Genomic DNA, 15,024 nt, shown 5'->3' with positions numbered 1-15,024 from the left:
TATAACTATAAATTGGATTATGCTTTTAACACTAAAAAGCATCTTTTTTTCGGCCTTTTAGTATGCAGACTCCTGCAATCGCCCTTTAAGCGATCCACTCTCTGATGGACGATGTCATGACTGAACACACTGCCGTACCGCTTTCGGTACTGGATTTATCGCCAATCCCGCAAGGGGCCAAGGCGCGCGACGCTTTCCACTGTTCGCTGGATCTGGCGCAGCACGCCGAACGCTGGGGCTACCAGCGTTACTGGCTGGCCGAGCACCACAATATGACCGGCATCGGCAGCGCCGCCACCTCGGTGCTGCTGGGCTATCTGGCCGCCGGCACCCAGAGCATTCGCCTCGGCTCCGGCGGCGTGATGCTGCCGAACCATGCGCCGCTGGTGATCGCCGAGCAGTTCGGCACGCTGGAGTCGCTCTACCCCGGCCGCATCGATCTGGGGCTGGGCCGCGCGCCCGGCACCGATCAACGCACCATGATGGCGCTGCGTCGCCACCTGTCCGGCGACGTGGATACCTTCCCGCGCGACGTGCAGGAACTGCAAAACTACTTCTGCGACGCGCAGCCCGGCCAGCCGGTGCAGGCGGTGCCGGGCCAGGGGCTGCATGTGCCGCTCTGGCTGCTCGGCTCCAGCCTCTACAGCGCCCAGCTGGCGGCGCAGCTCGGCCTGCCGTTCGCCTTCGCTTCGCACTTCGCTCCGGATATGCTGTTCCAGGCGCTGCAGCTGTACCGCGAGAACTTCAAACCCTCCAAACAGCTGGCGCAGCCGCACGCCATGGTGTGCGTCAACGTGATCGCCGCCGACAGCGATAGCGACGCGCGCTTCCTGTTCAGCTCGATGCAGCAGCAATTCATCAATCTGCGCCGCGGTTCGCCCGGCCCGCTGCCGCCGCCGGTGGATAACATCCACGCGCTGTGGACCGCCGGCGAGCAGTACGGCGTCGAACAGGCGCTGCGGATGTCGATCGTCGGCGATGAAAAAACGGTGCGTCACGGGCTGCAAACGCTGCTGCGTGAAACCGATGCCGACGAGATCATGGTCAACGGCCAGATCTTCGATCATCAGGCGCGGCTGCGTTCGTTCGAGATCGTCGCCGGGGTGAAAGGCGACATCGTGAAGGGCTAAAAAGCGAAAAGGCGGTGGGAACCCCGCCGCCTTAGCGTTAACGCTGGATCAGATAGCGGATGGTCGGCCCGTCCTGCTGGATATCCAGCACCTTGTAGCCGTGGTTACGCGCATCAAGCGGGATGTTGTTGATCGACTGCGGGCAATCGCTGATCACCTCCAGGATCTCCCCCGGCTTCAGCTGCGGCATCGCCTCCAGCGTCGCCACCGCCGGGTACGGGCAAGGTTCGCCCAGCATGTCCAGCCGGTAGTCCGGCACTATCGTCGTCTCTTTCATGGCATGCTCCTCAAATTCACCACCTGCGCCTCAGGCCGGGCGCGGAAAAAGCGTTTCTCCCACCACAGCATGGCGGCGAAGGCCAGCGCCAGCAGCAGGTAAGTCACCAGCAGGCCGCCGATCGGGCCGAAGGTATCGAGCAGGTTGATCTTGTCGTAATCGGTCGCCAGCGCCGGCGCCAGCTCGTCCCAGTAATAGGCCAGCAGCGTAGCGCCGATGATGTTGCCCAGCCCCACCCACCAGTAGTGCACCTGCCCTTCCACCGCACGGTACATCCAACCGGTCTCGCAGCCGCCGGCCAGCACGATGCCGAAGCCGAACAGCAAACCACCCAGCACCGCATTCGGGCCGGCCCACATGATCTTCGGCGCCACGCCGAGCTGCACATAGCTGAAGATGCCGATGGCGCTCACCGCCATGCCGATGATGATGGCTTTCGCCATGTGGGTGCGGCCGGTGATCCACAGATCGCGGAACGCCGAGGTGAAGCAGATCTGCGCGCGTTCGATCAGCAGGCCAAAGCCGATGCCGAACAGCATGGCGATGCCAAGCTTCGGCGCATCGAACAGCGTCCACAGCGACCAGGCCACCGCCAGGCCGAAGACGGCCATGCCCAGCCGGAAGCGGCGGCGCGCCTGCTCAGGCTTCTGTGTCAGCGGCGCGGCGGCCTTCACCTTTTGCAATTTGACCGGAATGCGGAACATCGGCAGCAGCGTGAATTTGGCGCCGAAGTAGGAGCCGGCGGCAGTCGCCAGCGCGAAGAACCAGGCGTGCAACGAGAACTGCGGAATGCCGGTGAAGAATGCCGCCAGGTTGCAGCCCATCGCCAGGCGCGCGCCGAAGCCGGCGATGATGCCGCCCAGCAGCGCCTGCACGATGCGAATGCGGTGCTGCGGCTGACGCAGTTTGATGTTGTTGGCCCACAGCGCGGCGGCGATGCAGCCGGCGAACATGCCGATGATCATGCGCCCGTCGATGCGCTCCAGCGGCGTGCCCTGCAGGCCGATAACCTTGAAATAGCCCCACTGCTCGGGGTGCAGGCCGAACCACTGCAGCACATGGCCGCCCCAGCGGGTGAATTCGCCGGTCACCGCCCAGAAGGTGCCGGTCATGCCGAAGTAGTAGGTAGAAAGGATCCCGGCGGCGATCACCGCCGGCAGCGGCGCCCAAAAGCGCACCAGGTATTGAGATTTAAACTGCTGCCAACTCATGGCATCTCCCGTGCATATCATCCGTAAGAAAAAACCTTATGAATGATACGCCATTCAGGGGCGTTTGACGGCAACTTTCAGGCATAAAAAAACCAGCCCGCAGGCTGGTTTTTCAGAGCGCTTCACCGCGAACGGCGAATCAGCGATTACGCGTCGCCGAAACGACGACGTGGTGCCGCCGGTGCGCCGTCATCACGGCGTGGCGCCGGCTTGCCGTCGCGGTTGTAGTTGCCGCCGCGACGCTCGCCGCCGTTACCGCCTTCACGACGTTCGCCGAAGGAGCGACGCGGGCCGCCTTCACGACGTTCGCCGTTGAACGGACGACCGTTGCCGCGACGCTCGCCGCCGTTGCCGCCGTCACGACGCTCGCGACGTTCGAACGGCTGTGCATCGCCCAGCAGCTGCATGTTCATCGGCTTGTTCAGGATGCGAGTGCGAGTGAAGTGATTCAGGATCTCGCCCGGCATGCCTTTTGGCAGTTCGATGGTGGAGTGGGAAGCGAACAGCTTGATGTTACCGATGTAACGGCTGCTGATGTCGCCTTCGTTAGCGATAGCGCCAACGATGTGACGCACTTCTACGCCATCGTCACGGCCCACTTCGATGCGGTACAGCTGCATTTCGCCAACGTCACGACGTTCGCGACGCGGACGATCGCCGTCACGGCTGTCACGACGGTCGCCACGGTCACCGCGACGATCGTCACGGTCGTTGAACTCGCGGCGCTGACGCGGTTTGAAGACCGGATCCGGCGGCAGGATCAGCGGACGTTCGCCCTGAGCCATTTTTAGCAGCGCTGCGGCCAGGGTTTCCATATCCAGCTCTTCTTCCGGCTGCAGTTTGGTCAGCAGTGCGCGGTACAGGTCCAGATCGCTGCTTTCCAGCTGCTGCTGAACTTTCGCGGCGAACTTGGCCAGACGACGCTCGCCCAGCAGTTCTGCATTCGGCAGTTCCACTTCAGGGATGGTCAGCTTCATGGTGCGTTCGATATTGCGCAGCAGGCGGCGTTCGCGGTTTTCCACGAACAGCAGCGCGCGGCCGGCGCGGCCCGCACGACCGGTACGGCCGATACGGTGAACGTAAGACTCGGAGTCCATCGGGATGTCGTAGTTGACAACCAGGCTGATGCGCTCAACGTCCAGGCCACGGGCCGCAACGTCGGTCGCGATCAGGATATCCAGACGACCGTCTTTCAGACGCTCCAGAGTCTGCTCACGCAGCGCCTGGTTCATGTCGCCGTTCAGCGCGGCGCTGCTGTAACCGCTGCGCTCCAGCGCTTCGGCCACTTCCAGGGTCGCGTTCTTGGTACGGACGAAGATGATCGCCGCGTCAAAGTCTTCGGCTTCCAGGAAACGCACCAGCGCTTCGTTTTTACGCATGCCGTAGACCGACCAGTAGCTCTGGCTGATGTCCGGACGGGTGGTCACGCTGGATTGGATGCGCACTTCCTGCGGCTCTTTCATGAAGCGGCGGGTAATGCGACGGATCGCTTCCGGCATGGTGGCGGAGAACAGCGCGGTCTGATGTTCAGCCGGGATCTCAGCCATGATGGTTTCTACGTCTTCGATAAAGCCCATGCGCAGCATTTCGTCGGCTTCATCCAGCACCAGACCGCTCAGGTTGGAGAGGTTCAGAGTGCCGCGCTTCAGGTGGTCCAGCAGGCGGCCTGGGGTACCCACAACGATTTGCGGGCCCTGGCGCAGAGCGCGCAGCTGCACGTCGTAACGCTGGCCGCCGTACAGGGCTACCACGTTGACGCCGTTCATGTGTTTGGAGAAATCGGTCATCGCTTCGGCAACCTGAACCGCCAGTTCGCGAGTCGGCGCCAGCACCAGGATCTGAGGTGCTTTCAGGTCTGCCTGCAGGTTGTGCAGCAGCGGCAGCGAGAACGCTGCAGTTTTACCACTACCGGTCTGCGCCATGCCCAGCACGTCGCGGCCGTTCAACAGGTGAGGAATACACTCAGCCTGGATCGGAGATGGTTTTTCATAGCCCAGATCGTTCAGGGCGGAAATGATTGGAGCAGACAGCCCCAGATCAGCAAAAGAGGTTTCAAACTCAGTCGTCATGTACACGTGCCTCATTAATAATGGCAGCCAGTCTACATAACTCGTCGAGAAAATTTTCAGTCATTTTCATTGAAAAGTGTGAACCGGCTCAAATTAGATTATAAAACGAACAAAAAAGCCCTCGCCCGTGAAGGCGATAACTTTGGTTAAAAACCAATGTCCATCAGGCTGATAGGTGTTCGTCAGCTATTGCTGGTCCGATTCCGATAGGTCGTCTTGCTCTTGGCCCAAAAGCGCCAATTCCAACAATGCATAGCGGTGCTCAACGAAGTTGTGAACGTTGTTAGACACCGTCAGTTTGAACAGCGCCGAAGCGGTGTCCTTGTCCCCCAGACTCAGGTAGTGTTTACCCAAATAGAAGTCAGTTTCACTGAGATGCTCAGCGAGCGAAGTGTTATCCGTTGCATCTGCCTTGAGGCGTTCCATCAGCGTTTTTTCGCTGATCTTGCCCAGGTAGAATTCGACAATATTCCATCCCCATTGCCCTCTGTCCGCTTTGTCATAGCGCTGCTGAAGCGCTACCTCGGCCTTCTTGGGATCGATTTCTCTCTCCACCAGATACAGCCATAACGAACGGAAGGGATCGTTTGGGTCGTCTTGATAAAACGCCTGCAGATCATCCTGCGCCAACGGGAAGCGGCCGCCATAATACAGTGCGATGCCCCGGTTTAAACGCGCGTAATTGTAAGTTGGATCAAGCTCTAGTACAGAATCAAACGCTTCATAGGCAGCATCAAAATTGCCTGCCTGCGTTAAGTAAATGCCCAGGTAGTTGAAAACTTCCGGCATGTCGGGACGTATCGCCAGCGCCTGCGAGAAATCATTGCGCGCTAATGCACGTAACCCGAGGCTATCATACAGCACACCGCGCTCATATAAAAGCTGTGCGCGTTCGTCATCCGTCAGTGCCCGGCTGGCAAGAATTTGTTCCATGCGCGCCAGGATCACTTCCTGCTGCAACGTTGGCTGCAACGGGATTGCCAAAACTTCGTCTTTACGCCAATCATGGTTGCTGCATCCTGCCAGCATGAGTGCTGTCGCAACGTAACACCAGCGCAAGAAAGGCTTCATTTCCCACTCCCGAAGACAAACATTGGATGAACGTCCTGTCCTCCGTTTGCTAAAACGCGGGCATCCTACCCGCGCGATACGAACAGCTCCCAACCCCGTGGCGGGGAGCTGTAAAACTATCTATACAGTTATTCTGCTTCAGGCGCAGGTGAACCCGCTTCCGGCGCCATCGCTTCTTTGATGCTCAGACGCACGCGGCCCTGACGGTCAACTTCCAGTACCTTAACCGGCACTTCCTGACCCATCTGCAGATAGTCGGTCACTTTCTCAACGCGCTTGTCGGCGATCTGAGAAATGTGCACCAGGCCTTCTTTACCACCGCCGATAGCGACGAATGCGCCGAAATCAACGATACGGGTCACTTTACCCTGATAGATACGGCCAACTTCGATCTCTGCCGTGATCTCTTCGATGCGACGGATAGCGAATTTCGCTTTCTCACCGTCGGTCGCAGCGATTTTAACTGTACCATCATCTTCGATTTCGATGGTAGTGCCAGTCTCTTCGGTCAGCGCGCGGATAACGGAACCGCCCTTACCGATCACGTCTTTGATTTTATCCGGGTTGATGCGGATAGTATGAATGCGCGGTGCGAATTCGGAGATATCGCCGCGCGGAGTGCTGATAGCCTGTTCCATCACGCCCAGGATGTGCAGACGCGCGCCCTTGGCCTGGTTCAGAGCCACCTGCATGATTTCGCGGGTGATGCCTTCGATTTTGATGTCCATCTGCAGCGCGGTGATACCGTCGCGGCTACCGGCCACTTTGAAGTCCATGTCGCCCAGGTGATCTTCGTCACCCAGAATGTCGGACAGAACCACATAGTTGTCGGCTTCTTTCACCAGGCCCATCGCGATGCCCGCAACGGCAGCCTTGATTGGCACACCGGCGTCCATCAGCGCCAGAGACGCGCCGCACACGGAAGCCATGGAAGAAGAACCGTTGGATTCGGTGATTTCAGACACCACGCGAACCGTGTACGGGAAATCTTCCGGTTTAGGCATCATAGCCAATACGCCGCGTTTCGCCAGGCGACCGTGACCGATTTCACGACGCTTAGGAGAACCGACCATGCCGGTTTCACCTACGGAGTACGGAGGGAAGTTGTAGTGGAACAGGAAGCTGTCGGTCTTCTCGCCCATCAGCTCGTCCAGGTTCTGTGCGTCGCGCGCGGTGCCCAGGGTCGCGGTAACCAGCGCCTGAGTTTCGCCACGGGTGAACAGCGCGGAACCGTGGGTGCGCGGCAGTACGCCGGTGCGCACGTCCAGACCACGGATCATGTCTTTTTCACGGCCGTCGATACGCGGCTCGCCACGCAGTACGCGGCTGCGCACCACGTTTTTCTCGACGGTGCCCAGGATGTCCTGGATTTCGCCCGCGTCCAGCGTCTCGTCCTGCGCCAGCAGGGTTTCAACAACGCTGTCTTTGATCGCGTCAACCTGAGCGTAACGCTCTTGTTTTTCGGTGATGTGGTAAGCGTCGCCCAGGCGAGCTTCGGCCAGTTCAGCCACGCGCGCGTGCAGCGCTTCGTTGACCGCAGGCGCCTGCCAATCCCACTTCGGTTTGCCCGCTTCGGCAACCAGCGCGTTGATGTTTTCGATAACCACTTGCTGCTGGTCATGGCCGAACACCACGGCGCCCAGCATCTGGTCTTCGCTCAGCACGTCCGCTTCGGATTCAACCATCAGCACCGCGCCTGCAGTACCGGCAACCACCAGATCCAGACGGCTTTCTTTCAGTTCGTCAGTCGTTGGGTTCAGTACGTACTGGTCGTTGATGTAACCTACGCGCGCGGCACCGATTGGGCCGTTGAACGGAATACCGGACAGGCTCAGGGCCGCGGAAGCACCGATCATCGCAACGATGTCCGGGTTCACCTGCGGGTTAACGGAAACCACGGTCGCAATCACCTGAACTTCGTTCAGGAAGCTGTCCGGGAACAGTGGACGGATCGGACGGTCGATCAGACGAGAAGTCAGCGTCTCGCCTTCGCTCGGACGGCCTTCGCGACGGAAGAAGCTGCCCGGGATGCGGCCGGCGGCGTAGGTACGCTCTTGGTAGTTAACGGTCAGCGGGAAGAAGCTCTGGCCCGGCTTGGCTTTTTTCTGGCCAACGACGGTAACGAATACGGCGGTGTCATCCATGCTCACCATAACGGCGGCGGTGGCCTGACGCGCCATCATACCGGTTTCGATGGTGACGGTATGCTGGCCATACTGGAATTTGCGAATGATCGGTGTCAGCAAAATTATATCCTTGATTAACGGCGCGCAATCGCATTGACGACTCGACACGCCTGTGACTCGATTTGCCTTCTCACTACATCCTCGCGACTAATGACAATCCTTATCTCAGGCGGGAGATAAAGCCTCTCATTAGCCGCGCGAACCTCTGTAACGGAAGAACCTGTTTGGAAACATCAGTAATACATTAACCTGATTTGCTTATGCTTCCTAGAAGAAAGGGGCCAAAATAGGCCCCTTTCCACTGAAACTTGCTAGATTAGCGACGCAGACCCAGACGCTCGATCAGGCTGGTGTAACGTGCTACATCTTTACGCTTCAGGTAGTCCAGCAGTTTACGACGCTGAGAAACCATACGCAGCAGACCACGACGGCTGTGGTGATCTTTTTTGTGCTCGGAGAAGTGGCCTTGCAGATGGTTGATCTGCGCAGTCAGCAGGGCAACCTGAACTTCGGTAGAACCGCTGTCGTTAGTACCACGACCGAAATCAGCTACGATTTGAGCTTTAGCTTCAACACTTAGAGACATTGTAATACTCCAGATTATAGATAATAAAAACAGGCGCCGATCTCTAATTCAGCAACCCAATGCATAAGCTGCGCCATTCTACTCTTAGCGCAGTGCGATCGCAAGGCGACGCAGTGCCCCGCCGTCAGTCGAAATGCTCGACCACCAGGCGGCGCGGCGCCACGCGACCATCCTCGGCGATGTCGCCAACGCCGATGAATTTTCGCTCTTCACCCTCGGTGATGCGCACCAGGCCGGAAGCCGGCGCGCCGGCCACTTGCACCGGTTGCCCCTGCTTGACGTAACCCGCCACCACCGGCAGCAAATTCACTTCCGGATAGTTCTCAACCGGGCTGTCCATCGGCATCAGCAGCGGATCGAGCAGCTCGCCGGGCGCGATCGCTTGTTCCTGCGCCTGCGCCAGCAAAGCATTCAGCTGCTCCAGCGTCACCATGCGCGCGATCGGATAAGTCGCCACCTGCAGGCGGCGCAGATAAATCACGTGCGCGCCGCAACCCAGCAGCTCGCCGAGATCGTCGGTGATGGTGCGGATGTAGGTGCCTTTCGAGCAGTGGATCTCCAGCTCCAGCTCATCCCCTTCCCAACGGATAAACTGCAGCTCGTACACCGTGATGCTGCGCGCTTCTCGCGGCACTTCAATCCCCTGGCGCGCATACTCGTAGAGTTTCTTGCCCTGGTATTTCAGCGCCGAATACATCGATGGCACCTGCTGGATGTCGCCGCGGAAGGTGTCCAGCGCCGCGTCGAGCTGCGCCTGGGTGAAGTTCACCGGGCGTTCCTGCACGATCTGACCGTCGGCGTCGGAGGTATCGGTACGCTGCCCCAGCTTGGCGATCACCCGATAGCGCTTGTCGGAATCGAGCAGGTATTGCGAAAACTTGGTCGCTTCGCCCAGGCAGATAGGCAGCATGCCGGTCGCCAACGGATCGAGCGCGCCGGTATGGCCCGCTCGGTTGGCGTTGTACAGGCGTTTTACTTTTTGCAGCGCATCGTTGGACGACAACCCTTGCGGCTTGTCCAGCAACAGCACGCCGTGGATATCACGGCCGCGGCGACGAGGGCGACTCATTAATCCTCCTTGTCATCGCCTGAGGCGGAACGGCGCTCGGCGTCGTTCTTCACCACGTTGGTCACCAGGTTGGACATACGCATGCCTTCCACCAGGGAGTTGTCGTAGGCGAAGGTCAGCTCCGGCACCACGCGCAGGCGCATCGCTTTGCCCAGCAGGGTGCGGATATAGCCGGAAGCGTCCTGCAACGCTTTGATGCCGTTGGTGACCAGATCCGGATCGTGGTTCTCGGTCAGCACGTTCAGGAAGGTGACGTAAACCTTGGCATACGCCAGGTCACGGGAGACTTCCACGCCGGAAACGGTCGCCATGCCGACGCGCGGATCTTTCACTTCACGCTGCAGAATGATCGCAATCTCTTTCTGCATCTCTTGCGCCACGCGTTGACCGCGGCTGAATTCTTTTGCCATTTTGGATTCTCCAGACAAATCGGGGGGCACAAAGGCCCCCCGTAAACAGATATAAGCAGATGTGCAATCGTTAAGCGATGGTGCGTTGGATCTCAATGATTTCGAACACTTCGATCATGTCGCCGACGCGCACGTCGTTATAGTTCTTAACGCCGATACCACATTCCATGCCGTTACGGACTTCGTTAACGTCATCTTTGAAGCGGCGCAGGGATTCCAGCTCGCCTTCATAGATAACCACGTTGTCGCGCAGTACGCGGATTGGGTTGTGACGCTTGATGGTCCCTTCGGTAACCATACAGCCGGCGATAGCGCCGAACTTAGGCGATTTGAACACGTCGCGCACTTCGGCCAGGCCGATGATCTGCTGCTTGTATTCCGGCGCCAGCATGCCGCTCATCGCCTGCTTCACTTCGTCGATCAGGTTATAGATCACGGAGTAGTAACGCAGATCCAGGCTTTCCGCTTCGATTACGCGGCGCGCAGAAGCGTCGGCACGCACGTTGAAGCCCAGGATGATGGCGTTGGAAGCCGCAGCCAGCGTCGCGTCGGTTTCGGTGATCCCACCTACGCCGGAGCCGACAATCTTCACCTTCACTTCGTCGGTGGAGAGTTTCAGCAGCGAGTCGCTGATCGCTTCGCAAGAACCCTGTACGTCGGATTTCAGTACGATGTTCAGCTCGGACACTTCGCCGTCGGTCATGTTGGCGAACATGTTTTCCAGCTTGGACTTCTGCTGACGCGCCAGTTTGACTTCGCGGAACTTGCCCTGACGGTACAGCGCCACTTCACGCGCTTTCTTCTCGTCGCGCACCACGGTCGCTTCGTCACCCGCTGCAGGCACGCTGGACAGACCCAGGATTTCCACAGGGATAGACGGACCGGCGGAGGTCACTTCACGGCCCAGCTCGTCGCGCATCGCACGCACACGGCCGTATTCGAAGCCACACAGGACGATGTCGCCCTTGTTCAGCGTACCTTCCTGAACCAGCACGGTGGCAACCGGGCCACGGCCTTTATCCAGGAAGGACTCGATCACCACGCCGCTCGCCATGCCGCTGCGTACCGCTTTCAGTTCCAGAACTTCGGCCTGCAGCAGGATAGCCTGCAGCAGCTCGTCGATACCGGTACCGGCTTTCGCGGACACGTGGACGAACTGCGCTTCGCCGCCCCACTCTTCCGGCATCACGCCGTACTGAGACAGTTCCTGCTTAACGCGGTCCGGATCGGCTTCCGGCTTGTCGATTTTGTTCACCGCAACCACCAACGGCACCTGCGCCGCTTTCGCGTGCTGGATAGCTTCGATGGTCTGTGGCATCACGCCGTCATCAGCCGCCACCACCAGAACCACGATGTCAGTCGCCTGAGCACCGCGAGCACGCATCGAGGTAAACGCGGCGTGGCCCGGGGTATCCAGGAAGGTGATCATGCCGTTCTCGGTTTCTACGTGGTAGGCACCGATGTGCTGGGTAATGCCGCCGGCTTCGCCCGCCGCCACTTTGGTGGAGCGAATGTAGTCCAGCAGAGAGGTTTTACCGTGGTCAACGTGGCCCATGATGGTCACGACCGGCGCGCGCGGCTCGGCCGCAGCGCCCGTATCACGGTCACTCATCAGCGCTTCTTCCAGCTCGTTTTCACGACGCAGGATAACTTTGTGGCCCATCTCTTCGGCAACCAGCTGCGCGGTTTCCTGGTCGATAACCTGGTTGATGGTGGCCATGGCGCCCAGCTTCATCATCACTTTGATGACCTGAGAACCTTTTACCGCCATCTTGTTGGCCAACTCGGCCACGGTGATGGTTTCGCCGATCACCACGTCGCGGTTAACCACCTGCGCCGGCTTGTTGAAGCCCTGCTGCAGAGCGCTAGGCTTGCGTTTGCCTTTACCGCCACGGGTAACGGCGCGCGCTTCTTCGCGATCCGCTTTGGATTCGGACAGCTTGTTGCCTTTCTTCTGCTTGGTCGCTTTGCCGCCGCGGGTGCGGCTGCGACGATCGCCTTCAACTTTGGCGTCGTTTTCATCTTCTGCGGCACGGGCGTGCTGAGAGGTGGTCACGTGATAGTCGGCGCTTTCAACCGCGGCGCTTGCCGCGTCTGCCTGGGCCCACTTCTCGCCGTTCTCTTCGGCCATGCGACGGGCTTCTTCCGCCACGCGCTTGGCTTCCTCTTCAACCTTGCGGCGCACTTCCTCTTCCGCTTTGCGTTTCAGTTCAGCGGCTTCGGCTTCACGGCGTGCTTTTTCCGCCTGAGCTGGCTTGGTCATTTCGTCGGTATGTTGATTGGTCACTTTTTCTTTTTCCGCTGAATTACGCTTAGCAATCTCCGCGGCCTCACGTTTGGCTTGCTCTTCGGCTGCGCGCTTCGCTTCCGCTTCGCGTTTTGCGAGCTCTTCCGCTTCGCGCCGTGCCTGCTCTTCCGCTTCACGCTGTGCCTGCTCTGCCGCTTCAGCCAACTGGGCTTCCTGCGTATCGCGATTTACATAAGTGCGTTTCTTGCGGACCTCAATTTGCACCGATTTACTTTTACCGCCGGTGCTCGGGATATTCAAGGTGCTGCGCGTTTTGCGCTGCAAAGTGAGTTTACCCGGCGCGCTGCCGTGTTCACGGTTCAGGTGCGCCAGCAATGTTTCTTTTTCTTGCTGGGTAACAGAGTCCGACTCGGACTTGTTGATCCCTGCATCAGCAAACTGCTGTACCAGGCGATCAACCGGAGTCTGAATCTCTGCTGCCAGCGATTTTACGGTTACATCTGTCGTCATGCTGTTCCTTCCTGCTACAGTTATTACGCGTTGTCGCCAAACCAACAGATATTGCGCGCAGCCATGATCAGCTCGCCGGCTTGCTCGTCGCTAAGCCCTTCAATATCAGCCAGATCGTCAACACCCTGCTCGGCAAGATCTTCCAGCGTACAAACCCCACGCGCGGCCAGTTTAAAGGCCATGCTGCGCTCAAGACCCGGCAGGTTGAGCAAATCGTCGGCCGGTTTGTTGTCGCCCAGGCTTTCTTCTTGTGCCAGGGCCAGCGTGGTCAATGCAGCTTTGGCGCGTTCGCGCAATGCTTCAACCGTATCTTCATCCAGACCGTCGATTTCCAACAGCTCTTTGATCGGCACGTAGGCCAGCTCTTCCAGCGTGGAGAAGCCTTCTTCAACCAGTACGGTGGCGAAATCTTCGTCGATATCAAGATACTTGGTGAAGGTATCAATAGCGGCATGAGCCTCGGCCTGGTGCTTGGCCTGCAGGTCGTCCGCCGTCATCACGTTCAGTTCCCAACGATCGTCGCCGCGGTGTTGTTTCAGCAACTGGGAAGCCAAACGCACGTTTTGGCCGTTACGGCCGATCGCCTGTGCCAGGTTGCTGGCTTCAACGGCGATATCCATGGTGCAGTTATCTTCATCTACCACGATCGACGCGACGTCGGCCGGCGCCATGGCGTTGATGACGAATTGCGCTGGGTTATCATCCCACAGAATGATGTCGATGCGTTCGCCGCCGAGCTCGCTCGACACGGCCTGAACGCGCGCACCGCGCATACCTACGCAGGCGCCGACCGGGTCGATGCGCTTGTCGTTGGTTTTCACTGCAATTTTCGCACGGGAGCCAGGATCGCGGGCTGCCGCTTTAATTTCAATCACTTCTTCGCCGATTTCCGGCACTTCGATGCGGAACAGTTCTTTCAGCATTTCCGGGCTGGAACGGCTGACGAACAGCTGCGCGCCGCGGGCTTCAGGACGCACGGCGTACAGTACGCCACGAATGCGGTCGCCCGGACGGAAGTTTTCGCGCGGCAGCATGTCTTCACGGCCAATCACCGCTTCGGCGTTGTTGCCCAGATCCAGCGCGATGCTGTCACGGTTCACTTTCTTCACCACGCCGGTGACGATCTCACCTTCGTGTTCACGGAAAGCGTCGACCACCATCGCACGCTCGGCCTCGCGCACTTTCTGCACGATAACCTGCTTGGCGGTTTGGGTGGTGATGCGGTCGAAGGTCACGGATTCGATCTGATCTTCGACGTAGCCGCCGAGCTCGATGCTCGGATCTTCAAACTGAGCGGCTTCCAGCGTGATTTCACGCGTTGGCTGCGTCACTTCGTCTACGGCGACCCAACGGCGGAAGGTATCGAAATCGCCGGTTCTGCGGTCAATGCTGACGCGCACGTCGATTTCCTGCTCGTATTTTTTCTTGGTTGCGGTGGCTAATGCAGTTTCCAGCGCTTCGAAAATCTTCTCGCGCGGAAGGGATTTTTCATTGGAAACTGCTTCAACAACAGCCAGAATCTCTTTGTTCATCCTAGTTGCCTCTTCCAAACTTTAAAAGTGGGGTACCAGGTTCGCTTTCTGGATGTTGCTCAGCGCGAACACTTCATCTTTCCCTTCCACAGTAACCGTGATCATCTCGCCTTCGACAGACTTGATAATACCCTGCCACTTGCGACGGTTCTGTACCGCCATGCGCAGGACCAGGCTGACTTCTTCACCGAGGAAACGCGTATAGTGCTCTGCGGTGAACATCGGGCGATCAAGGCCAGGAGAGGAGACTTCCAAGTTGTAAGCGACCGTGATTGGATCTTCGACGTCCAATACAGCGCTGACCTGGTGGCTGACATCAGCGCAATCATCAACATTGATGCCGTTATCACTATCAATATAGATGCGGAGCGTCGATTGGCGCGCACGAATGAATTCGATGCCTACAAGCTCAAAGCCCAACGCTTCTACCGGTGCCGAAAGCATCTCTGTTAACTGTTGCTCTAATGTGGACAAGCCCACCCCCAAGACATAAAAAAAGGGCTAAATAGCCCAGTGATTCTGTTGCCAAATAACAAAAAACCCCGAAAAATCGGGGCTTTATGCAACTGGACCCTGTTTGCCGCTAGGCGGCCTCGGTACAACTTTCGAGCAAGTGTCATTTTCAAATGATGATCGAGAAAAGCGGATTTCAATCGAAAAGTGTATTTGAAAATAAACACTTAAAGGAAAGTGGTTGCGGGGGCCGGATTTGAACCGACGACCTT

General features: G+C 58.5%; 13 protein-coding genes. 1 reads left to right on the top strand and 12 read right to left on the bottom strand.

The features are described from left to right. The first annotated feature begins 116 nt into the window (after positions 1-116). On the top strand, positions 117-1,130 hold the full coding sequence (locus ADK28_RS16080) for a luciferase-like monooxygenase (RefSeq protein ID WP_048796098.1): 1,014 nt from the start codon (positions 117-119) through the stop codon (positions 1,128-1,130). A gap of 37 nt (positions 1,131-1,167) precedes the next feature. Here ADK28_RS16080 and yedF read toward each other — a convergent pair whose 3' ends face one another. The 12 genes from yedF to rimP form a co-directional block, all read right to left on the bottom strand. Further along, positions 1,168-1,407, bottom strand: coding sequence for a sulfurtransferase-like selenium metabolism protein YedF (gene yedF / locus ADK28_RS16075; RefSeq protein ID WP_004933486.1), 240 nt, complete (start codon positions 1,405-1,407; stop codon positions 1,168-1,170). Beyond that, positions 1,404-2,618 (bottom strand): selenium metabolism membrane protein YedE/FdhT, encoded by a 1,215-nt coding sequence (yedE, locus tag ADK28_RS16070; RefSeq protein ID WP_048796080.1) that lies wholly within the window; start codon positions 2,616-2,618, stop codon positions 1,404-1,406. Before yedE ends, yedF begins: the two co-directional genes overlap by 4 nt. 146 nt (positions 2,619-2,764) lie before the next feature. Continuing rightward, positions 2,765-4,687, bottom strand: a complete 1,923-nt coding sequence (locus ADK28_RS16065; protein WP_004933492.1) for a DEAD/DEAH family ATP-dependent RNA helicase — start codon at positions 4,685-4,687, stop codon at positions 2,765-2,767. After that, a complete protein-coding gene (yrbN, locus tag ADK28_RS33535; protein ID WP_223182019.1) occupies positions 4,677-4,751 on the bottom strand; it encodes a protein YrbN in 75 nt (24 codons plus the stop codon). The genes ADK28_RS16065 and yrbN overlap by 11 nt, the downstream gene beginning before the upstream one ends. 122 nt (positions 4,752-4,873) lie before the next feature. Further along, on the bottom strand, positions 4,874-5,758 hold the full coding sequence (gene nlpI, locus ADK28_RS16060; protein WP_004933495.1) for a lipoprotein NlpI: 885 nt from the start codon (positions 5,756-5,758) through the stop codon (positions 4,874-4,876). 128 nt (positions 5,759-5,886) lie between these two features. After that, positions 5,887-8,004: a polyribonucleotide nucleotidyltransferase gene (gene pnp / locus ADK28_RS16055; protein WP_016929321.1), complete on the bottom strand. Its 2,118-nt coding sequence runs from the start codon at positions 8,002-8,004 to the stop codon at positions 5,887-5,889. Between the two features lie 256 nt (positions 8,005-8,260). Beyond that, entirely contained in the window at positions 8,261-8,530 is a 270-nt protein-coding gene (gene rpsO / locus ADK28_RS16050) for a 30S ribosomal protein S15 (RefSeq protein WP_004933502.1), read from the bottom strand. Between the two features lie 124 nt (positions 8,531-8,654). Further along, the gene (gene truB / locus ADK28_RS16045) at positions 8,655-9,599 is read right to left on the bottom strand and encodes a tRNA pseudouridine(55) synthase TruB (protein WP_039567792.1); all 945 of its coding nucleotides are present in this window, start codon (positions 9,597-9,599) and stop codon (positions 8,655-8,657) included. After that, the gene (rbfA, locus tag ADK28_RS16040) at positions 9,599-10,009 is read right to left on the bottom strand and encodes a 30S ribosome-binding factor RbfA (protein WP_004933508.1); all 411 of its coding nucleotides are present in this window, start codon (positions 10,007-10,009) and stop codon (positions 9,599-9,601) included. Before rbfA ends, truB begins: the two co-directional genes overlap by 1 nt. A 70-nt stretch (positions 10,010-10,079) precedes the next feature. Beyond that, on the bottom strand, positions 10,080-12,767 hold the full coding sequence (infB, locus tag ADK28_RS16035) for a translation initiation factor IF-2 (protein WP_004933511.1): 2,688 nt from the start codon (positions 12,765-12,767) through the stop codon (positions 10,080-10,082). A 23-nt stretch (positions 12,768-12,790) separates the two neighbouring features. Then, positions 12,791-14,299: a transcription termination factor NusA gene (gene nusA, locus ADK28_RS16030; RefSeq protein WP_004933514.1), complete on the bottom strand. Its 1,509-nt coding sequence runs from the start codon at positions 14,297-14,299 to the stop codon at positions 12,791-12,793. Between the two features lie 21 nt (positions 14,300-14,320). Next, the gene (gene rimP, locus ADK28_RS16025) at positions 14,321-14,773 is read right to left on the bottom strand and encodes a ribosome maturation factor RimP (RefSeq protein WP_028127574.1); all 453 of its coding nucleotides are present in this window, start codon (positions 14,771-14,773) and stop codon (positions 14,321-14,323) included. Positions 14,774-15,024: the final 251 nt, after the last annotated feature.

Origin of the sequence: Serratia sp. 506_PEND (genome assembly GCF_001076875.1) — a bacterium.
In the GTDB taxonomy this organism is placed as follows: domain Bacteria; phylum Pseudomonadota; class Gammaproteobacteria; order Enterobacterales; family Enterobacteriaceae; genus Serratia; species Serratia marcescens.
The sequence above is the reverse complement of the archived record's forward strand: the minus strand, read 5'-3'. Positions and strand labels throughout refer to the sequence as shown.